Here is a 21,983-nt window from a genome sequence, read left to right on the forward strand (position 1 = left end):
TATAAGCAAGAAAACCTCAGCTGATATTTCTCGCTGAGGTCTTAAATGGATCGAAATTTAGAAACCAAACGCTTCTTTTAATTTACTAAAGACCCAAGTGTTATCACGTGTTCCTTTGAATATCGATGAACCGGCACCTTCTGCATAAAGTAGAACATCCCCCCCTCCATGTGTTTCTGAACCCGGCGCACCCATGCGAATGCCAACTTCTTGTAGATAATCATCAGCGGCAGCTTCTTGTTCTGAAATGCTGGCACGAGATGTCGGACGTGGTCCTCCCCCATTACCGAATACCAGTACTGATCCATTGCGACCATTCACATCAACGGCAGGCGCATGTGGTTTACCATCCGCCAATATACGATTTGGTGCAGCAGCACTGCTTGCCACAGCATACAGATAGCTTAGCCCTAGAATCCCGGGATTAGTCGATGTGGTTTTTCCAGTACGAGCATTGTAGCCATTAAAGGTTAAGGTGTGGTCATGGTCTGCTGTGACCACGATTAGGGTGTTTTTCAGGTCAGGGTCAGTTTGTTTCACTTTGTCCAATGCTGCTTTGATTGCATTATCAAAGGCAATGGTGTCTTGGAATGAGCGTTTGGCATTGGTACCATGCAGAGCATGATCAATACGACCGCCTTCAACCATCAAAAAGTAACCTTTATCGCCACTTTGTGCCTGTAGCATTTCCAATGATTTCACCGTCATTTCTGCAAGACTAGGTTGATCAGGCGCCTTTCCATTTAAACGATCCAGATCATAGGCAAGGTGAGAGGTAGCTGTATAAAGACCAATATATTTTTTGTTGAGGGGTGCCGCTTGCATTTCAGCTTTATTTGCAGCTACGGTATAACCTTTGGCAGCCAATTCACTCAATAAATTACGCCCGTCAATACGTCCTCTGCTATTGCTCATGCTGTATGGGGTGAAGTGATTACGACCACCGCCCATCAATACATCCACACCATCCAGTAATTTGCTGTTGTAGCCAACTCCACCAGGAATAATTTGACGGGCAATTTCAAACTGCGCATTCCGATTGCAGACATGTGCAAATGTTGCAGCAGGGGTTGCATGGGTCAACTCAGTTGTGGTGATTGCACCGACTTTTTTACCTCTGGCTTTTGCCAACTCAAGAATCGTCATTGCAGGTGTTCCCGCCGCAGTGCTTGAACCTGGTTCTGGACAACGGTTTACAGCATTTGAAACCTGTGTCCCATCAGGTGCTTTTCCTGAGCCGGGTTCTACAGCAACTGTACCAGGCGTCATTCCAATCACTTCATTGCGAGTTTTTTGTCCAGTCATATATGCCGCCATGGAGGGAGCACTGTCTGTGGTTTGTCCATCTTCTGAAAATGTTTTGATACGTACCGAACGACTAAATGTATCCATGGTGAGTTTTCCTGATTCGCCATAGGCATAGATTCGACTGGCTGTGACTACTGTTGGTCCCATACCATCACCAAGAAAAAAGATGATATTTTTTGCTTCACCCGCGGCTTGAACAGACAGACTGCTGAGTAATAATGTAGCACCCATGATCGGGGAGATGAGATTCAGTTTGTTTAATTTTATATTTTTTGACATGGTTATATTCCTTGTTTACAGACCAATGGCTTTACGAATACGTTGGAAAACTTCAGTATTTTCCAGACTGCCATGAAAGTTTTCCGATCCTGCTCCAATGGCGCCTAAAAATACATCCGTTCCTCCGTGAGTTTCATCATCTGCAAATCCTGTCTGCACAACCGCTTCTTGCTGGAAGTCATCCGAGGCGACACCTGTACACCATCCCACTGTGCTGATTTTTGTACCGAGACTATCGGTATAATTTCCAGCAGGTCCACTGACAGGATTACAAATATCACTGTCTAGCAAAGCGCCACGTGGTTCTTTTCGATCAAAATCGAGCCGTTTTTTTCCAGTACCAAAACCGATAATGGCGTAAGGGTTGCCATTGATATCTTTTGCGACACCATCACCGTTATAGTTTTTAACCAGTCCAAGAACACTGGTTTCACCCCCCTTGACATATTTTCCCGTACGTTTTGCATAACCATTCAATACCATTGTATGGTCATGGTCAGCAGTCACCACTATCAGAGTATTCTTAAGTTCGGGGTCTGTTTTACGGATTTTTTCGATTGCTGTTTGAATGGCATTGTCAAATGCTACGGTATCTTGAAGTCCTCTTTTCGCATTGGTGTCATGGAGTGCATGATCGATACGTCCACCTTCCACCATGAGAAAAAAGCTTTTATTTTTGGCTTGTAGTACGTCAATTGCCTTACTGGTGAGATCGGCAAGACTCGGTTCATCAATTTTTTTATTGATTCGATCAAGATCGTAATTGAGATGACTGGAATTAAATAAGCCTAAAAGCTTTTGAGTTTTGCTCGGATCGACTTTGTTAAAATCAGTTCCATTTGCCACAAAGGTATAACCTTGCTTTTGCATTTCCTGAATGAGATCTCGACCATCGGCACGTTTTCCACCGGCAGTGGTGGGTTTAAATTGTCTCAAACCTCCACCCAAAATCACATCCACGCCATCTTTGAGTTTACTGTTGTATGCTGCATAGCCCGCACCTTTACCGCCTGGAACCAATTGTGCTGCAATATCATTTTCTGCGTCACGGTGACAAACATGCGCATAGGTTGTTGCTGGAGTAGCATGAGTTACACGGGTTGTGGTGACAATACCTGTGCCCATTCCTCTTGACTTGGCAAGTTCAAGCAGTGTTTCTGCTGGTTTTTTATCTTTATTGTCCGCAGCAGCATCACAGTTGCTTGTACCATTGCTATTGGGTGGTGTAGCAACCGTACCTGTCTGCATGGAAATGACTTCATTTTTCATTTTCACGCCAGTCATATAGGCAGCCATTGATGGAGCACTGTCTGTGACTTGACCGTCTTCAGAAAAAGTCCGTACAAAAGCTGATTCGGGTAAGCGATCAATGGTTAAATCACCATCTTCTCCCACTGAATAAATTCGCGCAGCGGTTAATGTGGTGATCCCCATTCCATCGCCCAAGAAGAAAATTACATTCTTAGCGGTCGGTTTTACAGGTGTGACCACTTGTGGACCATCTTTGTCACTATCCGAGCAAGCGGTAATACTTGTGCCGCCAAGGATTGTCAACAAGCTGAATGCGAGAAGATTTTTCCTCTTGATCATTGTTAGAAGGAACATAAACTAAATATCCTTTGAATAATAATAATGGCTTTTTTTGTTCAATTTGAGTCTATTTACTGTTGATGACATTTTTATTGCTAAGTTTAGAATTTCTTAAAAATGACTAAATTGTAATTTTGATGAGGTGTTATTGAAATTTTATAAATGATTGAATGGCAGGGAATATGAAAAAAATAAACTTCTTGATGAAGCAAGATACGCTTGCGGGGGCGTAATGCATACTTAATTTTTTATCACTTTAATCGCTTTAATTCTTTAAGAAATTGATAAAACAATGCGATGTTATTTTTCATGATTGCTGTTCAGTGTACTGAAAAAAAGCTTCAGCAGTATTTTAATGGATATTTTGATTGATTTTAGCAATAAATTTTGGATCACAGACATCAAATATTATGTAGATAAACTTTTGCTATGTGCCAGTAATCAAAGTGAATATTCATATATGACATTCATTTATTTAAATGATTAGCCAATAAAAAGTAAAAAGCCATTGATATAAGCTGACACCGATAAATTAAGTTGAGATATTTGATCAATACAATTTCTTTCAAAAGAGATAGCAGGATTTTTACTTGAAAATGACAATAATATTGATACTTTTAAATGTCAAAAAAATAAATAATTGTTTTATATATTAATTTTAAGGGGTAAATGTAAAAAATCCCTCTCATTTATTTTGTGCACAAAAAATCATGCTTTAGGTCAGTTTCTTATATTTTCTGTCCTTTTTATTATCTTTTTGCTATGTCGACACATTGTATGATTTAAAAAATCGGGAATTAGACAATGTGTCGACACAATCTGGATGGATTGAAAATGATATCTGGTTAAATGCAGGGATGTTTTATGGACAAGAAAATACTGTTGGCTGAAGCATTAAAGCGTCGAATTATAAGCATGGAATTGGCACCAGGTGCAATTGTTGATGAAGTTGCTCTCAGTGAGGAGTTTGGACTTTCTCGTTCTCCTGTTAGAGAACTCTTAAGGCAGATGGCAGCAGAAGGATACTTGGAACTAGAGGCAAATCGTGCAACTCGTGTGTCTTCAATGAGTCATCAGTCGCTTCGAAATTTTTTCTTAGCTGCTCCATTAATTTATATTTCGACCACGCAGTTGGCAGCCATCAATGCAACACAAATTGAAATTAAACAACTCAAACAGATTCAACGATCATTTCGAGAGGCGATTGATCAAGGTGACATAGAAGGACGGGTTTACTTTAACAATCAATTTCATTTGGAAATTGGAAGGATTGCAGATAACCCGTACTTATTACCAAGTTTACAGCGTTTACTGATTGATCATGCCCGTTTAGGTAAAATTTTTTACCGTTCTCCAACTACTGAGGATATGCAGGAAGATTTGAATACGGCGGTTTTACAGCATGAGCAAATCATTCAAGCAATTGAATCTCACAATGCAGGTGAAGCAGGTGAGATCATTAGATTGCATATGGATTTATCTCGCCGCCGAATGGCTGAATATGTTGTGCCAACAGGCTTAGACGTACCAGTTTCTTATTGATCAGCGAAAGATTTAAAAATACTTGCTCACTTCACAGTGGAATACGAAGTGAATCTATCAATGGAGTTTGATAAAGATGACAAAAGTCACCGCTTTACCCGCAGATGATCAACAATGCGCTTGGTATCACTTAAGTCAACAAAGACAAGTCAAAGTGAGCCATTCAGGCACAAGCTCAGCAAGATGGGCTGTAATTGGTGCGGGTTATACCGGACTGGCCGCTGCAAGACGTTTGGCAGAACATTTTCCCCATGACGAAGTGATTTTGATTGAAGCACAGGAAGTCGGATATGGTACAGCAGGTCGCAATGCCGGCTTTGCTATTGATCTCCCCCATGATATTGGCGCAGAAGATTATATTGGTGATATTGAAATTGCTAAAACGACTTTAAAGCTCAATTTACTGGGTCAATCACTTCTTCAAACACAGGTACAAACACACGGTATTGATTGTCATATGCGCAGTAGTGGCAAATATCAGGGTGCGGTTGAAACTCGCGGTATTGCAGTATTGGAGGCATATCAACGCGGGTTGGATAAGTTGGGCCAAGATTATCAGGTGATCAGTGAACAGGACTTGCCGCATCACATCGGAACTTCATTTTATAAAAAGGCATTGTTTACCCCAGGCACGATTTTATTACAGCCATCAGCATTGGTAAAAGGCTTGGCTGACAGTTTGCCATCCAATGTCACGCTGTATGAAAATACCGCAATTACAGAAGTTGAATATGGAGATAAAGTTGTTCTAAAACATGAAAATGGACAAATTATCGTTGATAAACTGATCCTTGCCAATAATGCTTTTGGACAACGATTTGGTTTTTCACAGATTCAACGCACCATGTTGCCTGTTTTTCTCTATGCCAGTATGACGCGACCTTTGACAGAAAATGAACAAGCTCAACTGGGCGGAAAAGATTTCTGGGGCGTGATTCCTTCGGACCCTTTTGGCAGTACCGTTCGCCGAACGCATGATCATCGTATTCTCATACGAAACAGTTTTAGTTTTAATCCCAACGGACAACCCAAGCCACATTGTCTAAACCGTTTTATACAACGCCATCAACAGTCTTTTATGAATAGATTTCCCATGTTGCCTGCGGTGGATTTTGAATATACATGGAGTGGTTCACTGGCACTTTCACAGAATCATAAAGGCTTTTTTGGACAGTTGGCACCCAATGTTTTTGGCGCACTATGCTGCAATGGTCTGGGTATTACACGTGGTACGGTGACAGGAACATTGTTGGCAGATTGGCTTGCCGGCGAACGAAGTGAATTAACTGATTTTTTACTGGCAACGTCTGGGCCGAATAAAGTTCCACCAGAACCCTTTTTATCCATCGGTGTGAATGCAACCCTGTGGTGGGGGCAAATGAAAGCTGGATTGGAGAGTTAATATGTCTACTTCATGAAAGCTTATTTTTAGATTTTGAATTTAAACGATTTAAATTAATTCAGTCTTCCTAAATACAGCAGCACTTCATTGCAGTGAAATTGAGGATTCAATTTTGCAGGTTTTGTTCAGCCTTGTTTTAGGAAATGTGTAGGAAGCACATCCTTAATATTGAAGGATCGGAGACAGAAATGACAACAAATAATGTTTCTATAGAGGATGTACCTTTAAATAGGTTTCATCAACTTTTGACCATCCGTACTGGTGGAGGATGGCTCTTAGATGGTTATGTGCTCAGTATTGTCGGTGTGGCAATGGTACAACTGTCTTCAGCATTGCAATTGACGAGCTTTTGGCAAGGCATGATTGCTGCCTCAGCTTTGATTGGAATCTTTTTTGGAAGTTTTCTCGGTGGTTGGCTTGGCGGTTTAATGGGACGACAGAAACTTTATTTTGTTGCGCCGATCTTATTTACCTTGTGTTCTCTAATCCAATACTGGGTAGAGTCAGCAATGATGTTGTTCCTGTGTCGTTTCGTAATCGGCATCGGTGTCGGATTTGAATACACGATTGCAGGTTCTCTGCTTGCCGAGTTTTTACCACAACAGTCGCGAGGACCACGTTTGGCCATGTTGACCATTTTATGGTTTGTAGGAGCTGCGCTGGCTTATATCGTCGGAAACCTGATTTTAAACAGTCACTTTGAAGATGCTTGGCGGTGGGTACTGGCTAGCCCCGCCGTGATTGGTATCTTACTGATTGTTCTACGTTTAGGAACACCTGAGTCCCCACGCTGGTTATTGAGTAAAGGACGTGCAGCTGAAGCAGATGCAATTATCAAAAAAGTCTATGGACCAACTTTTTCACTGAATAACCTGCAATCACAAATTCTAGAAAAGAAAATTTCCTTAAGCAGTTTCTTAACGTCAGGTTATGGAACACGGGTATTTTTTGTCTCGATGTTTTGGGCATGTTCAGTTATTCCAGTCTTTGCGGTTTATGCCTTTGCGCCAAAAGTGCTGGATGCCTTGCATTTAAAAGGTGATTGGGCGGCGTATGGATCAGTTGCCATCACCTTATTGTTTGTTGTGGGGTGTGTGCTTGCGACTCGCCTAATCAACCACATGGGGCGTCGTAGCATGGTCATTCAAAGTTTTCTGTGGTCGGGTTTGGCGTTACTGGGTTTGGGCTTTTTCTCAGAAGCTTCGCCTGTGCTTATTTTGGTTTTATTTGGACTATATGCACTGTTTATTGGTGGTGCACAAGTCTTGCAGTTTGTTTATCCAAACGAACTGTTTCCCACACAGATACGTCCCATTGGCGTGGGAATTGGCGCTGCATTCTCACGGATTGGTGCGGCAATAGGGACATGGTTAGTGCCGATGTCGCTGGATTCAATTGGGATTGCAAATACCATGTATGCGGCAGCGGCTGTCACGCTGTTGGGGCTGGTAGTCTCTCTGGCATTTGCACCTGAAACACGTGGAATGAGTTTGGAACAGTCCACAACCTTGAATTAATTCTGAAAAATCTAGCCATGATTTCACACTGAGCAATGGCAAACGTATCACACTTTAAATGGAGAACAGAACATGAATTTTGATGGCATTTACACGCCTGTCATTACCCCATTGGCAGTAGACGGTTCAATAGACAAAGCAGCTTTTGCTGATGTTCTAGAATACTTGATTGATACAAAAGTACATGGGGTTATTGTCGCAGCGACTACAGGTGAATATTACGCGCATACTGCGCAAGAGCGTTATGACTTAGCGAAGTATGCAAAAGAAGTGATTGGTTCACGTCTACCTTTGATGGTGGGTACAGGGGCTATTCGTACTGAAGATTCAGTGGAATTTGCAAAAGTTGCCAAGCAAATTCAAGCGGACAGTATTCTGGTGACAATCCCACCTTATGCATTGCCCACTGAAAAAGAAGTGGCGGTTCATGCTTTGAGCATAGACCAAGCAGCAGATTTACCCGTGATGTTCTATAACTATCCGGCACGTATGGGCGTGAGTATGGGTAAAGAATTTTTTGATACGGTTTTTGCTGAATCTAAAAATTTTGTCGGACTGAAAGAGAGTTCCGGCGAGATGAATCAGCTGCATATGTTGGCACGTCATTATCCAAAGTTGGAAATTTCATGTGGTTGGGATGATCAAGCACTTGAGTTCTTTGCCTGGGGAGCTCGCAGCTGGACTTGTGCAGGTTCCAATTTTATTCCACGTGAACACATTGCCTTATATGAAGCATGTGTCATCGAAAAAGACTTTGATAAAGGGCGCCGGATCATGGCTGCAATGATGCCATTGATGGATTTTCTTGAAACGGGTCATTTTATTCAATGTATTAAATACGGTTGTGAATTGAATGGCTTAAGTACGGGAGGTGTGCGTGCACCGCTGCAAGATATGGATGCTGAGAAAAAGCATGCATTCCAAACTATTGTTGCGCAACTTAAACGTGACGTTGCAGCGATTACAGGAGGTGTGTAATGGCTGAGTTGTTAAGCGCAGCAGAATATCGTGATATTGCACAAAAATTAAAGTTTCCAACATTGGCTTTTATCAATCACAAATTTCAAGCTTCTGTTTCAGGGAAAAAATTTACAACCACCAATCCTGCAACAGGTGAAGTGCTCGCTGAGATCACTGCCTGCAATGAACAGGACGTCAATATTGCTGTTGAGCATGCCAAAGCAGCATTTGAAGATGGACGTTGGAGTAAGCTTTCACCAAATCAGCGCAAACATATTCTATTCAAATTTGCCGATTTACTTGAAGCGCATACCATTGAACTTGCAGTCATGGAAAGTTTGGACAGTGGTAAACCTATTCGTGAATGTCAGCTCACTGATATTCCTGAAATGATTCATACCATCCGTTGGCATGCTGAATTGATTGATAAAATTTATGACAACACTGCGCCTGTGGGAACTGATACTTTATCCATTATTGAGCGTGAGGCAATTGGTGTCGTCGGTTTGGTTTTACCGTGGAATTTTCCACTGCTCATGTTGGCTTGGAAAATTGGTCCTGCTTTAGCGGCAGGCTGTTCTATAGTGGTAAAACCTGCAAAAGAAACAACTTTGACAGCATTGCGTGTTGCTGAACTGTCTGTTGAAGCAGGTCTTCCTGCGGGGGTATTGAATGTGCTGCCGGGTGGGGGACGTGAAGTGGGTGAACCTATAGGCAGACATATGGATGTCAGCATGGTCAGCTTCACGGGTTCTACTGAAACAGGTCGCTTATTTCTTCAATATGCATCTGAATCAAATTTAAAACGCATCGTACTCGAGTGCGGCGGTAAAAACCCGGCTGTGGTGATGAACGACGTTGAAGATTTGGATCTGGTTGCTCAGCATATTGTCAACGGTGCTTTTTGGAACATGGGAGAGAACTGTTCAGCCTCTTCACGCCTGATTGTGCATCACGATGTTAAAGATGAATTATTGGGCTTGATCGGCATCCACCTAACGGATTGGAAAATGGGTGATCCACTTGATCCAGAACATAAATTGGGTGCGTTGATCAGTCAGTCTCATTTTGAAAAGGTAAAATCCTATATCGAGCAAGCCAAAGCAGAAAAACTCAACATTCTGCATGGTGGACAGACTAAAAAAGAAATCTTCGTTGAACCGACCGTGGTAGACGGCGTGAAAGCCACAGATACTTTATTCCAAGAAGAAGTTTTTGGACCCGTACTTGCTGTGACCACATTCAATACCATTGAAGAAGCGATTGCTTTGGCAAATAACACGATCTATGGGCTTGCAGGCTCGGTTTACACCAGTAATTTACGTCATGCCATCAAACTGGCACGAGCAATTCAAGCCGGTGTGGTCACAGTCAATTGTTTTGGAGAAGGTGATATCACCACGCCATTTGGAGGATATAAAGCCTCTGGTTTTGGTGGGCGTGATAAATCAATTTGGGCGCATGACCAATATACAGAGCTGAAAACAATCTGGATTGATGTTTCTGAAGCCTAGCGATATAGGGAAATGGAATGATGCAGGGCTCGACTTTTCGTCATTCCTCACCTTTGCTCTGTGAAGCAGACAAGGACATCAACCATTGCATCAGATGGGTTTAACAATTTTGAAAACATACTGTTGCGATAAATCATGGAAAGAAAGGAATTAAAAATGCTTAAAACAATAAACATATTAAGCTTGGGATTATTGACGCTGGGGATGTCTATGCCCGTTATGGCAGGGATTACGTTTGGCTCAGCAGAAAGTGAAACAGGTGCTTTAACACTATCAGGTACACTACGGGTCAATTATCAAGATAAAGATTATGGTGAAGCTGTTTCCGATCAAAAAATAAAATTGGATGCTGCCATTCTTCGACTGGCTTACGACTCTCCTGATTGGTTTGGTAAAACTGAGTATCGCTGCTATCAGTATGATACTTTGTGTGATTTTTCCACGCTTGTCTATGCTTATGCAGGTTATCGTCTTAACAAGACAAATCACCTTACTGTCGGTTTACAACCCATCCCATTTGGCCCAGGCCGTTTTTGGGACAGCAGTTTTTATGCAGGTATCAATAACACCATGGGTTTACAGGATATTCACAATCTTGGGGTGAATTATCATTTTGAAATGCCATCAGCAACCCAATTCGATTTGGCTTACTTTGCTACAGATGGAGGCAATTATCACGGTCAGAGTAAAGACTCAGCACGTTATAGTGCCAACATGGTGAAGTCTTCCGATCCACTTAAAACCAACCTCCAAGAAAAGAACATGTGGATGGCACGTGTAGATCAAGATTTAAAAGTTTTAAGCCCCTTTTTAAATCATGATGATCTCAAGGTTTCAGCAGGTGCAAGTTATTGGTATTCACAGATTGAAAATCATAAAACAGCTGAAAATGGTTCAAGAAATACATGGGCATTGTTCAATCGAATCGGTTATAAAAATCTAAATATTGTCCTGACTGGTGGCAGACAGTCGATCACCAACAAGGATGACTTAACACCAGACAGTTCTGGCTTTGGTTCGTTTGACAGTGAATATGATATTGCCAATCAGGGTTATTTCTACACGATCGACAGCAGTTATCGTTTTGATCATGTAAGTGGGGCTTTGAGTATCACTCCATATTTAGTGTTCAGTGGTTTTGATAAAAAACAGAAGCAGTTTCAAAACTCGCAACGTAATATCGCAGGACTCGCTTGGGAATATAAGAATACAACTTTATACACTGAATATTTGACGAGTAAAAATGATCCTTTTGTAGGTGGGACAGTAAATTCACTGGGAAAAGGGGACGATGCTAAGTGGAATAAGCTGCTGAACCTGATGTTGGTCTATAACTTTTAGTAAGTTGGTTGATGACGCAGTCACGATGGTCACACAACTCAATGCTAAAAAAGCAGTGTTTTACGACAAAACTCAAATACTACCAATGTTTTTAAACCCCGATTCAACCCTTGAAAATGGATGATTGATCAATCAATTTATCCATGATTTTAATCAGAGTAAATGATGAAGATGATAGTAAGCAGAAACAATGCAACGCTGATCGGACTGATTGCCGTGCTGTTGTGGAGTGCCATTGTTGGGCTGATTCGCAGTGTCAGTGAAAGTCTGGGTGCAACAGGAGGTGCAGCAATGATATATAGCGTTGCTTCAGTGTTCTTGTTCTTAAGTATTGGATTTCCCAAACTACGAGAATTTCCACGAGCGTACCTAATGTGGGGAAGCCTACTGTTTGTATCTTATGAACTGTGTTTGGCCCTGTCGATTGGCTATGCAAATACCAGTCAACAGGCAATCGAGGTCGGAATGGTCAATTATTTATGGCCAGCCTTGACCATGGTTTGTGCCATTTTATTCAATCATCAAAAGTCAAATTTACTGGTGATCCCTGGTTTTGCCATCGCAATTTTAGGCATTTGTTGGGTTTTAGGTGGAGAGCAGGGACTTGATTTGGTCAGTATCGGGCGAAATATTCAAGATAATCCCTTGAGCTATGGACTGGCATTTATAGGTGCTTTGATTTGGGCTGCCTATTGCACCGTTACAGCAAGAATTGCCAATGGCAAAAATGGAGTAACCCTCTTTTTTATGCTTACGGCTGCAGTGTTATGGATTAAATACCTCGCTATGGGGGCAGTACCGATGCACTTTGATTTACATGCGCTGATTTATCTTGTACTTGCTGCGGGGGCAATGGGTTTTGGTTATGCGGCTTGGAATATTGGTATTTTGCATGGCAATGTCACACTTTTGGCTGGTGCTTCTTATTTTATTCCTGTTTTTTCAGCTGCACTTGCGGCCATCGTTTTACAAACGCCGCTTTCACTCTCTTTCTGGCAAGGGGCAGCCATGGTATGCCTTGGCTCTATTTTATGTTGGTTTGCCACACGTCAGAAATAACCACTCTGAATGTAAATGAGGTCATAGATCAGAGAAATATTATAACAACTCAATTTTAAATGGAAAAAGCTGAATCCCTGAGCTAAGGGATGAAATATAAACTTTGAAATATGATCATTTCAACTGTTTTGTGGGTTCGGCTTACTTTAAATTAAGGAAGTCACAATGAATAATTCTAATATTTCAGTAGAAGATGTTTCCCTAAATGGATTTCATCAGAGACTTACAGTTTCTGTTGGGGGAGCGTCATTAATGGATGGCTATATACTCAGCATCATTGGTATTGCCTTGGTACAGATGACAGCCAATTTACAACTCACTAACTTTTGGCAGGGCATGATTGCAACTTCAGCACTGCTTGGGATTTTTGCAGGTGGCTTATTTAGTGGTTGGCTCACAGATAAGTTCGGTCGTAGAAAAATTGTATTTGTTGCGCCTGTCATTTTTTTAATTTGTTCAATTCTGCAATTTTGGACAGATTCGCCCATGATGATTTTTATGTTGCGGTTTTTAATCGGTATCGCGATTGCAATTGATTATTCTGCTGCAACCAGTCTGTTTGTTGAATTCGTACCAAAAAAATACCGTGGTTCACGTTTAGCCAGCTTTACCATCTTATGGTTTGCAGGTGCAGCAATGGCTTATATTTTTGGAGATATTATTGTTCGTGTTATGGGCAATGAAGGTTGGCGTTGGGCACTTTCTAGTTCAGTCATTATTGGTGTGATTTTACTTTTATCTCGTCTCGGTACTGTCGAATCAGCGCGTTGGCTCATTACTAAAAATAGAAGTTCTGATGCGGAAAATGTCATCAAGAAGGTATATGGCAATCAATTTTCACTGGTGAATTTGCCTAAAGAACCAACATCCGCAAAACTCTCATTGGGTGATATGTTGCGGATGGGCTACGGCAAGCGCCTCATGTTTGTCATTGTATTTTGGACATGTGCCATCATTCCTGTTTTTGCTGTGTATGCTTTTGCTCCAAAAGTGCTTGCAGCGCTCAAGCTAGAAGGAGATTGGGCAGCTTATGGCTCCGTTGCAATTACCCTGTTATTTGTCATCGGTTGTATTCTCGGTACTAAATTGATTGATGTATTGGGGCGTCGTAAGATGCTGATTCACAGTTTCTTGTGGTCAGGTTTGGCTTTATTGTTACTGGGAACATTCTCTGATTCTTCAGAAATGGTGGTATTGGTGTTCTTTGGCGCTTATGCCTTATTGATTGGTGGTGCGCAAGTTTTAGAGCTTGTTTACCCCAATGAAATTTTTCCAACAGAGTTACGTCCTTATGCAATGGGATGGGCGGTTTCCGCCACACGAATCGGCGCTGCAATTGGAACCTTTCTTGTTCCGATGTCTCTTGAAACTATCGGGATTGGTAATACCATGTACGTTGCTGCAGCAGTCACTTTGATTGGGTTAATTGTTTCTGTCGCTTGGGCACCAGAAACCAAATCAAAAGATCTTTCTGAGGCAGCCGCATTGGAATGATATACAGCAAAGGTGAGTGGTAAGGTGAGTAGTAAAATGAACAGGATACAAAATCTTGTATCCTGTTTCGATCGATGACAGTATTTTAGTAAAGCACAATTTGAGCAAAGTCAGGTTTTAGAAAATAAGCTTTGCATTCAATACGTTCTTAATTTTTTCAATAATGGTTTGATTGCAATCCAGTTACTTGAAATCCAGCAGATAAAAGAGCCCAGCGTCACTAAGCTTGTTCCTTGCCAAAAAGTGATTGGTAATTGAGTATCTAACACAAACATCGCCAAGACGGATGAAACAATCGGTGTAAAGTAGGACGCCACAACAAGAATGGTGATATTGCCGTGAATAATGCCAATATTCCAAGCTGCATAGCCCAGACCAACGGCAGCAGCAGCGAATAATAGATATAAGCATAATTCAAGATCAAAATCAGGCATGACCAATTGGTCGGAGACTATCAATTTTATCCAGAGCGTGAGTGCAACACCGATAAAGAAAAACGAGATTGGGTTTTGCCCGTTGCTCATTTTTCGGGTAACCACACAGTAAAATGCCCAAATCACTGCGCCTGAAAGTGCTAAAAGATAACTGAGAGGATTATCTTTTAGATTTGTGACCACACTTTGGGCACTGAACGATCCACTACCTGTTTGAATATAAATAATTCCACTAATCGAAATAAATAACCCAATTAAGATCAAAACATTAAATTTTAATTCTTTAAATATGACAAAAGCCGCAATGGTCAGACTTGGCCATAAGTAATTTACAATGCTGACTTCGATGGCTTGCTGCGAGGTCTTGGAATAGGCGATTGCAAATGAAAAGCACAGCTCATAAACAATGAACAGGGATGTAGCAAGAATTAAGTATTTTTTTGAAATCAGTTTAAAGTTGGGAAACCTAAAAATCAGCAGAACGATCAGCGCACTTAAACTATAAATCAGGGTAATTCCCATCGCAGGACCGACAGTGCTACTGATATATTTCACCAAGCCGACCATGGATGCCCACATGAGAATTGCACTTAGGCCGACCAATGTTGCTAAATTCTTAGACATAGAGATTTCAAAATAGAGGATAGAGAGTTGTAGAGAAGGCAGATATGAATGTAGCCCTACAGAATAGAAAAATACAACCAAGTAGAATAGGAAGATTAGGACATTATCTAGTATATTTTTACATAGGGGGTGTTTGGGAAATGAAATATTGCAAGCGATTTAAACGTGTAATCACATTATAGACAGCATTGTTTCATTTCAGTTTGTCTACTCCATGACGGCGTTTTCGATAGGCAAACGGGGTTTCACCATATTGTTTTTTAAACCACAGGATAAAGTGAGAACCATCGGAAAAACCACATTCGATTGCAATGTTGGTGATATACGCACTGGTGTTTGCAAGTAGTTTACGAGCATGTTCTAAGCGCAGTCTACGCCAGTAATTGGCGGGTGCTTCATTGGTGTTTGCCATAAATGCCCGATTTAATTGTCTCGGATTGGTATTTACATGTTCAGCAACTTCTTTTAAGGTCACATGGGCACTTAAATTCTCACTCATAAAAGCGATTGCTTTAGCGACCATGTTATTTTCATAGGTGCTGGGGCTGTCTAAATCGGTGTTTTCTCTAGTTTGAGATGACAACGGTTTTTCTTTAATTAATAAATAATCCAAACTTTTTTTGGCACGGATTTCTCCACAATGGATACGAATTAAATCTGCTGCCAAATCAATTGCTGTTCCTCCCGGACAGGTAAATATGCCATGATCTTCAATATAATTTTGCTCAATGAGTGTAATGGCTTGTGGAAAAAGCCCTACAAACTCATCTCGAGTCGTAAAATGGATGGCACATTTACGACCGTTGAGTAAACCCGCATTACCCAATACAAAACAACCTGAACACAAAGCAATAATTGGAATTTTGGCGGCGTGTATCTCTTTTAAAACTTCCAGTAAATATTCAGGTGGTTTGCGAGTTTCGCTGAGCAATCCCCCCGCAATGACAATATAATCATAGTTTTGTTTAAGTTCATTCGGATCTAGATTTTTGGTTGGATTGACGGATAAGCCGCAACTGGCATGAACGGGTTGATTGTGATAGGTCATCCAGTCCCATTTACAATAGATCTGCAAGCTGCGAAAGGATTGATCAGCGGCAAATCTCAATGATTCGACAAAACCTGAAACGGGCGCCAAAGTGAATTTATCCATGAGAATAAAGCCAACTCGGAGATCAGGTTTAATTTTTGAAAGGCTTTCAGGGCTAGGAGAAACCTCATCATAAGCATTGAAAGATACGTCTTGCATCATTTTCACCGTCAAATCCATAAGAGCAGTGTGAAGCCCAAATGAGTTATTTTATGGGTGCTTGGGCTTAAATTGAATTTTATTCTAGCAGGTTATAGCTCAGAGGTGCTTATAAAACATTAAATAAAAGCAGTGTACTCAACGATTGATTTTTATATTCAGGACGATGAAAAAAATGCGATTCAATATTTATCAGTTACAATCTGTTATGATGAACAAGAGCAGAACATAGACTGACCGGATTGAATTGTTGGAAACATGAGAATGAATAAAAAAGGTTCATCAATTACACGCGTTTTAGACATTATTGAAGCCATATCAACTGCGAAACATCCCCCAACACCACTTGATCTTTCTGTCGAATTGGATATCCCAAAACCGAGTATTCATCGTTTACTACAGACATTGGAACAAGAAAAATTCGTTAAAACGGATATGTATGGTGGATATATCTTGGGCGATCGAACCTATAAACTGCTGTTGAGTTCATGGGAGCAAGAGCCACGAAAAATGGAACGATTGGCAATATTACAAAAACTTTCAGATCAAATTAATGAGACCTGTGGCATTGCCATCTTGAATAATAATCAAATGCTATATACAGATCGCGTACAAGCGAACTGGCCATTGCAGGTGTATTTACCTGTCGGTTCAACTGTGCCTTTATGGTGTAGCTCAAGTGGAAAACTTTTTTTAAGTTTTCAGCCCAGCCCACGTAGAAAAAATATTTTGGAGCATTTACCGATTACGCAACTTACGCGTAATACCATTACTGATCCAGTGTTACTTGAAGAAAATTTAGATCAGATATTTCTCAATAAAATTGGCACGGACAATGAGGAGTTTATTTCAGGTATGGTTGCATGTTCAGTCCCGATTCAGCGTGGTGATACGATTATCGCCTGCCTATATGTACATGCGCCGACAATCCGCAAATCACTCGAAGACCTTTTGCAGTTTGAACCTCTACTTCGTCAAGCAGCCCGTGATTTAAATAAATTGATTGAAGTCGAGTGAGGATAAGCAGGCGATGATGCCTGCTTATTCTTAAAACAAATGAAATATCATTAATTTAATGTTGGCATTGAAAATTGTGCGCCTTCACGAACATTGGTACTCGGCCAACGTTGAGTAATGGTTTTTCTGCGTGTATAGAAGCGAGCACCGTCTGGACCATATGCGTTTAAATCACCAAATAATGAGCGTTTCCAACCGCCAAAACTATGATAAGCCACAGGAACGGGGAGCGGAATATTAATTCCGACCATACCGACTTTGATGTGGTCACTGAAATAGCGGGCTGCTTCACCATCACGAGTATAGATACATGTTCCGTTGCCATATTCATGCTGATCAATGAGATCCATGGCTTCTTGCATGGTTTTTACACGGATGACTTGTAGTACGGGACCAAAGATTTCTTCTTTATAACTGGTCATATTGGGCTGGACCTGGTCGATTAATGTTGCACCAACATAAAAGCCATTTTCATAGCCAGATGGTGCTGCATTTCGACCATCAACAACAATTTTTGCACCTTGTTGTTCTGCGCTGCTGATATAACCTTCAACCTTTGCTTTATGCTGTGCAGTAATGACGGGACCAAAGTCATTGTTTTTGTCTGAGTAGGGACCATATTTCAATGTACTGATTTCATTAGAGAGTTTTGAAATCATTTGGTCGGCAATCTCATCGCCCACAGCAACTGCAACAGACAAAGCCATACAGCGTTCACCTGATGAACCAAAAGCCGCACCGAGTAAAGAGTTTACTACATTATCAAGATCTGCATCTGGCATGACGATCGCATGGTTTTTCGCACCTCCCAGTGCTTGGCAACGTTTACCTGCCGCCGTTGCAGTTTTATAAATGTATTCTGCAATAGGTGTTGAGCCTACAAAGCTCACCGCTTGGATACGTGTATCGTGCAGTAATGTGTCCACTGCTTCTTTGTCACCGTTAACCACATTGAGTACACCGTCAGGCAGTCCCGCTTCTTTAAGTAATTGTGCAATGAATAGGGTCGAAGATGGGTCTCGTTCAGACGGTTTTAAGACAAAGGTATTTCCACAGACAATCGCCATTGGGAACATCCACAAAGGCACCATTACAGGAAAGTTAAAAGGGGTAATTCCTGCGACCACGCCTAAAGGTTGAAATTCACTCCAGGAATCAATTGACGGTCCAACATTTTTACTGAACTCACCTTTTAAAAACTCTGGTGCGCCACAGGCATATTCGACATTTTCAATGCCACGCTGTAGTTCTCCTGCTGCATCGTGCACGATTTTTCCGTGTTCCTCTCCAATCAATTGGCAAATTTTTTCAGCATTTTGTTCAAGCAATTCTTTGAATTTGAACATGACACGAGCACGTTTAAGCACTGGGGTATTACGCCATTCAGGAAATGCTGCTTCAGCAGCAGCAATTGCTTCTTCAACTGTAGCTTTGCCTGCTAATGCGACTTCTTTGGTTTGCAAACCGAGTGATGGGTTGAAAACAGCTTGAGTTCTGGTGTATTCAGTATTTAAAGCACCGTTAATAAAATGTCCGATTAATTCCATGTGGGGATATCCTCATTGTGATGAAAAATAGTAAAGGTGGCGTTGAGTCATGACCAGAGTTTTTGGTAGAGCGAGACCATTTGTTCAACTGTAGGAACAATAGGATTATTTGATGGAGAACCTGAGGCGAGCGCTTGCTCCGCCATGGTTTGAACCACTTCATCAAAATATTTTTTGTCTACGCCAAACTCCGCCAGAGTCGGCACTTTGAGATCACGATTAATCTCGATTAAGGTATTAATTAGTTTTTGATTTGCCACGTCATTTGAGTCATCAAAATGTGCGCAGCCCATTGCTTTGGCGCATTCTGCATAGCGTTCAGGTGCAGCTTCTATTGAGAATTCAGTGATCATCGGAAGCAGCATGGCATTCGATAAGCCATGTGGAACATGGAAAAAAGCACCGATAGGGCGGCTCATTCCATGCACCAAAGCGACCGAGGCATTGGAAAAGGCAATCCCTGCAAAAGTAGAGCCGAGCATCATTTTTTCGCGTGCCTGTTCATGATCAGGCTGGTGATAAACCACCTGCAAGTTCGGTCCGATGAGATTCATCGCAGCAATGGCTTGAGCATCACTATATGGGCTGGCTTTTTTACTGACATACGCTTCAATGGCATGGGTTAATGCATCAATACCTGTATCTGCCGTGGTACGGGCAGGTAAAGACAGGGTTAACTCATAGTCAATGATGGCTGCAACCGGTAAAAATCCTAAACCTGCACAGAGCATTTTTTCACTGGTGAGATCATTGGTAATAATGGTAAAACGAGTACATTCCGAGCCTGTGCCCGCTGTTGTAGGAATGGCAATAATTGGCAGCCCCATTTCATTGACTTGGCGGGGAAATTTATAGTCAGAAATTTTGCCACCATGTTTACTCAAAATGCTGATTGCTTTTGCACTGTCAATCGGGCTTCCGCCACCAATTGCAATAATGGCATCATATTGGTGATTTTGAACATAGTGAACACCTGCTTCGATTGAGCCTGAAGTCGGTTCAGGAATTGTTTCATCAAAATAGTCGCTCTCTATTCCTGCTGCCTCGAGGATGTCTTGAATCTGTTGGATATAACCTAGCGTCACCATCATTTTGTCGGTAATGATGAGTGGCTTTTTCGCACCTAAACTTTCAAGAATTGCCGGAAGCTTTGCTCTGGCATTTTTTCCAACTTCCATAATCCTTGGAAGATTAATTGAATGAGACATTTTTTATTCCTTTCGTAATGAATGATGGGTTTTTAAAATGAACCGAATAATGTTCCCAATGTAATCACGCCACACAGCGCAATCAGTGGAATAATGACAGCGACCACAAACATGTCGTAATAGGATTGTTTGTGTGTCAAACCACATAAGGTAATAATGGTGATGACTGCACCATTGTGCGGAAGTGAATCCAGTGCGCCAGAAGCCATAGACGCGACACGGTGCATCAGTTCTTGAGAAATACCGTGCTCAATCGCGAGATTCTTATAGGTCTCTCCCATGGTATTGAGTGCAATACTCAATCCCCCAGACGCGGAACCAGTGATGCCTGCCAATACGTTGATCACAATGGCTTCAGAAATCAGCGGGTTGTTCGGTGCAATACCGACCAAGAAGTCACGTAAGATAATGAAACCCGCCAATGATGCGATGACTGAACCATAGCCGACTTCAGAGGCGGTATTGAAAATAGGCAGAAAGGAGGAGGAAACACCTTGCTGAATGGAGTCTTTAATATCAACAATGGCTTTCCAGTTGAGCACGATAATGCTCAGACAGGCCAAGACCAAGGCACAAATAATTGCCCACAATCCAATCACTGAATTCAATGAAGTATTGCCAAACTGATCTGTAGCTAGATAGGCAGTGTCCAACGAAGGTAAAATTAATTTAGTCAGCACTAAGTTGGTGATAATTACAATTAAAATTGGTGCAAATGCAATGATCAGACTTGGATTTGATTTCACCAACTTTGTTTCAAAATGAGTTTCCAGATGGTTGCCATAACCTTCTTTATTGCGGTCTGCTTGGGCAATACGTCGATTTAACCACCACATGCCAGTCAATAAGATAAAAATTGACGCTAAAGTACCGAGACCAGGTGCTGCGTATAGATCCGTGTTAAAGAAAGGCATTGGGATCGCATTTTGAATCGCCGGTGTGCCGGGCAGCGCAGTCATGGTAAAAGTGAGTGCGCCCAGCATAATCGCTGCTGGAATTAAGCGTTTAGGGATACCCAGCTCTTTAAATAATGCCGAAGCAATTGGAAATACAGCAAAACCAACAACAAAAAGAGAAACGCCGCCATAGGTTAGAATCGCGCAGGACAGCACAATAGATAACATGGCACGACGGTGTCCCAATTTGTCAACAAAAAAGTTGGCAATGGTTTGGGCAGAACCAGAGTCATCCATTAATTTTCCAAATATTGCACCCAATAAAAAGAGTGGAAAATATTTGATGATATAACCGCCTAAGCCAGTCATGAACACCTGGGAGTAAAAACCCAGCAATTCATTACTTAGCCCACTCCAAGCCACTGCAAATAATGCAAGTAGTGGAGCAAGTACAATAACGCTAAATCCTCTATACGCTAAATACATCAGCAATATTAAGGACAAGACTATTCCAATTAGTCCTATCATTTTTATACATCCTGTTTTTCATTCTATAATGATACGATTTGTATCGTTATTAATGTATATAATTTAATCTTGATGATGTCAACAAAAAATTCAAATGGTAATTCTCGTTAGAGTAGTGTGAAGAATAATGTGATGTGATTACATTTTTAAAAAGTTAAATAATTTTAAATTAATGATTTATTTATTGATTTTATCGGTTGTTTAAAATTTTGTAGGCGCAATATGGATTGAAGCAAAGAGATTCTTTCACTGTCTGCCATCATTGGGATCGGAGCGGTTCACGAAAAATAAATAAAGAGCGGGGCTTGGGATGAGATGGAATAAATATATTCTTATTGAGGGCAGAATGTATCCAAGATCATTTTTAGAAATGAAAATACAAATAAATTTAGAATTACAACACACGGGGAAAATGAGAAAGCAGCAAAATTCGGTATGCCCTATATCCATTTGATTAATTCAATGGGACATAGG

General features: G+C 41.3%; 16 protein-coding genes. 9 read left to right on the forward strand and 7 right to left on the reverse strand.

What is annotated here, in order from left to right; genetic code table 11:
- Positions 1–57: 57 nt before the first annotated feature.
- Both IMO47_RS08705 and IMO47_RS08710 read right to left on the reverse strand, forming a co-directional pair.
- Complete coding sequence (locus tag IMO47_RS08705; protein WP_196074756.1) at positions 58–1,587, reverse strand: alkaline phosphatase; 1,530 nt, start codon at positions 1,585–1,587, stop codon at positions 58–60.
- A 15-nt stretch (positions 1,588–1,602) separates the two neighbouring features.
- On the reverse strand, positions 1,603–3,192 hold the full coding sequence (locus IMO47_RS08710) for an alkaline phosphatase (RefSeq protein ID WP_196074757.1): 1,590 nt from the start codon (positions 3,190–3,192) through the stop codon (positions 1,603–1,605).
- 849 nt (positions 3,193–4,041) lie between these two features.
- Between IMO47_RS08710 and IMO47_RS08715 the strand changes: the two genes are divergently transcribed.
- The 8 genes from IMO47_RS08715 to IMO47_RS08750 all read left to right on the forward strand — a co-directional run bounded on the left by IMO47_RS08715 (position 4,042) and on the right by IMO47_RS08750 (position 14,006).
- On the forward strand, positions 4,042–4,719 hold the full coding sequence (locus IMO47_RS08715; protein WP_196074758.1) for a GntR family transcriptional regulator: 678 nt from the start codon (positions 4,042–4,044) through the stop codon (positions 4,717–4,719).
- 76 nt (positions 4,720–4,795) lie between these two features.
- The gene (locus tag IMO47_RS08720; RefSeq protein ID WP_196074759.1) at positions 4,796–6,121 is read left to right on the forward strand and encodes an FAD-binding oxidoreductase; all 1,326 of its coding nucleotides are present in this window, start codon (positions 4,796–4,798) and stop codon (positions 6,119–6,121) included.
- A gap of 188 nt (positions 6,122–6,309) precedes the next feature.
- The gene (locus tag IMO47_RS08725; protein ID WP_196074760.1) at positions 6,310–7,638 is read left to right on the forward strand and encodes an MFS transporter; all 1,329 of its coding nucleotides are present in this window, start codon (positions 6,310–6,312) and stop codon (positions 7,636–7,638) included.
- A 72-nt stretch (positions 7,639–7,710) separates the two neighbouring features.
- Positions 7,711–8,616, forward strand: coding sequence for a dihydrodipicolinate synthase family protein (locus IMO47_RS08730; RefSeq protein WP_196074761.1), 906 nt, complete (start codon positions 7,711–7,713; stop codon positions 8,614–8,616).
- Positions 8,616–10,112 (forward strand): aldehyde dehydrogenase, encoded by a 1,497-nt coding sequence (locus IMO47_RS08735; protein ID WP_196074762.1) that lies wholly within the window; start codon positions 8,616–8,618, stop codon positions 10,110–10,112. Before IMO47_RS08730 ends, IMO47_RS08735 begins: the two co-directional genes overlap by 1 nt.
- 156 nt (positions 10,113–10,268) lie before the next feature.
- A complete protein-coding gene (locus IMO47_RS08740; protein ID WP_196074763.1) occupies positions 10,269–11,453 on the forward strand; it encodes a hypothetical protein in 1,185 nt (394 codons plus the stop codon).
- A gap of 171 nt (positions 11,454–11,624) precedes the next feature.
- Entirely contained in the window at positions 11,625–12,512 is an 888-nt protein-coding gene (gene yddG / locus IMO47_RS08745) for an aromatic amino acid DMT transporter YddG (protein WP_196074773.1), read from the forward strand.
- Between the two features lie 165 nt (positions 12,513–12,677).
- Positions 12,678–14,006 carry an MFS transporter gene (locus IMO47_RS08750; protein WP_196074764.1) on the forward strand — a complete coding sequence of 443 codons (1,329 nt, stop codon included), beginning with the start codon at positions 12,678–12,680 and terminating at the stop codon, positions 14,004–14,006.
- A 137-nt stretch (positions 14,007–14,143) separates the two neighbouring features.
- On the opposite strand, the gene yddG (IMO47_RS08755) is transcribed toward IMO47_RS08750, so the two are convergent.
- Positions 14,144–15,064 carry an aromatic amino acid DMT transporter YddG gene (gene yddG, locus IMO47_RS08755; RefSeq protein WP_196074765.1) on the reverse strand — a complete coding sequence of 307 codons (921 nt, stop codon included), beginning with the start codon at positions 15,062–15,064 and terminating at the stop codon, positions 14,144–14,146.
- Positions 15,065–15,257: 193 nt separating this feature from the next.
- The gene (locus tag IMO47_RS08760; RefSeq protein ID WP_196074774.1) at positions 15,258–16,313 is read right to left on the reverse strand and encodes a helix-turn-helix domain-containing protein; all 1,056 of its coding nucleotides are present in this window, start codon (positions 16,311–16,313) and stop codon (positions 15,258–15,260) included.
- A 264-nt stretch (positions 16,314–16,577) separates the two neighbouring features.
- On the opposite strand from IMO47_RS08760, the gene IMO47_RS08765 reads away from it, so the two are divergent.
- Positions 16,578–17,330: an IclR family transcriptional regulator gene (locus tag IMO47_RS08765; RefSeq protein ID WP_196074766.1), complete on the forward strand. Its 753-nt coding sequence runs from the start codon at positions 16,578–16,580 to the stop codon at positions 17,328–17,330.
- A gap of 50 nt (positions 17,331–17,380) precedes the next feature.
- On the opposite strand, the gene IMO47_RS08770 is transcribed toward IMO47_RS08765, so the two are convergent.
- The 3 genes from IMO47_RS08770 to IMO47_RS08780 are packed head-to-tail and all read right to left on the reverse strand — an operon-like array spanning position 17,381 to position 21,509.
- Positions 17,381–18,877 (reverse strand): CoA-acylating methylmalonate-semialdehyde dehydrogenase, encoded by a 1,497-nt coding sequence (locus tag IMO47_RS08770; protein ID WP_196074767.1) that lies wholly within the window; start codon positions 18,875–18,877, stop codon positions 17,381–17,383.
- A gap of 47 nt (positions 18,878–18,924) precedes the next feature.
- Positions 18,925–20,085: an iron-containing alcohol dehydrogenase gene (locus IMO47_RS08775; protein ID WP_196074768.1), complete on the reverse strand. Its 1,161-nt coding sequence runs from the start codon at positions 20,083–20,085 to the stop codon at positions 18,925–18,927.
- Between the two features lie 32 nt (positions 20,086–20,117).
- Positions 20,118–21,509 carry a GntP family permease gene (locus IMO47_RS08780; RefSeq protein WP_196074769.1) on the reverse strand — a complete coding sequence of 464 codons (1,392 nt, stop codon included), beginning with the start codon at positions 21,507–21,509 and terminating at the stop codon, positions 20,118–20,120.
- Between the last annotated feature and the right edge of the window lie 474 nt (positions 21,510–21,983).

Origin of the sequence: Acinetobacter sp. Res13-Abat-PEC15-P4-01 (genome assembly GCF_015676285.1) — a bacterium.
GTDB classification, from domain to species: Bacteria; Pseudomonadota; Gammaproteobacteria; order Pseudomonadales; family Moraxellaceae; genus Acinetobacter; species Acinetobacter nematophilus.

Bases quoted from the DNA above. Each gene is read 5' to 3' on its own strand.
- IMO47_RS08705 (WP_196074756.1), bottom strand. From the start codon at position 1,587: ATGTCAAAAAATATAAAATTAAACAAACTGAATCTCATCTCCCCGATC.
- IMO47_RS08710 (WP_196074757.1), bottom strand. From the start codon at position 3,192: ATGTTCCTTCTAACAATGATCAAGAGGAAAAATCTTCTCGCATTCAGC.
- IMO47_RS08715 (WP_196074758.1), top strand. From the start codon at position 4,042: ATGGACAAGAAAATACTGTTGGCTGAAGCATTAAAGCGTCGAATTATA.
- IMO47_RS08720 (WP_196074759.1), top strand. From the start codon at position 4,796: ATGACAAAAGTCACCGCTTTACCCGCAGATGATCAACAATGCGCTTGG.
- IMO47_RS08725 (WP_196074760.1), top strand. From the start codon at position 6,310: ATGACAACAAATAATGTTTCTATAGAGGATGTACCTTTAAATAGGTTT.
- IMO47_RS08730 (WP_196074761.1), top strand. From the start codon at position 7,711: ATGAATTTTGATGGCATTTACACGCCTGTCATTACCCCATTGGCAGTA.
- IMO47_RS08735 (WP_196074762.1), top strand. From the start codon at position 8,616: ATGGCTGAGTTGTTAAGCGCAGCAGAATATCGTGATATTGCACAAAAA.
- IMO47_RS08740 (WP_196074763.1), top strand. From the start codon at position 10,269: ATGCTTAAAACAATAAACATATTAAGCTTGGGATTATTGACGCTGGGG.
- yddG (WP_196074773.1), top strand. From the start codon at position 11,625: ATGATAGTAAGCAGAAACAATGCAACGCTGATCGGACTGATTGCCGTG.
- IMO47_RS08750 (WP_196074764.1), top strand. From the start codon at position 12,678: ATGAATAATTCTAATATTTCAGTAGAAGATGTTTCCCTAAATGGATTT.
- yddG (WP_196074765.1), bottom strand. From the start codon at position 15,064: ATGTCTAAGAATTTAGCAACATTGGTCGGCCTAAGTGCAATTCTCATG.
- IMO47_RS08760 (WP_196074774.1), bottom strand. From the start codon at position 16,313: ATGCAAGACGTATCTTTCAATGCTTATGATGAGGTTTCTCCTAGCCCT.
- IMO47_RS08765 (WP_196074766.1), top strand. From the start codon at position 16,578: ATGAATAAAAAAGGTTCATCAATTACACGCGTTTTAGACATTATTGAA.
- IMO47_RS08770 (WP_196074767.1), bottom strand. From the start codon at position 18,877: ATGGAATTAATCGGACATTTTATTAACGGTGCTTTAAATACTGAATAC.
- IMO47_RS08775 (WP_196074768.1), bottom strand. From the start codon at position 20,085: ATGTCTCATTCAATTAATCTTCCAAGGATTATGGAAGTTGGAAAAAAT.
- IMO47_RS08780 (WP_196074769.1), bottom strand. From the start codon at position 21,509: ATGATAGGACTAATTGGAATAGTCTTGTCCTTAATATTGCTGATGTAT.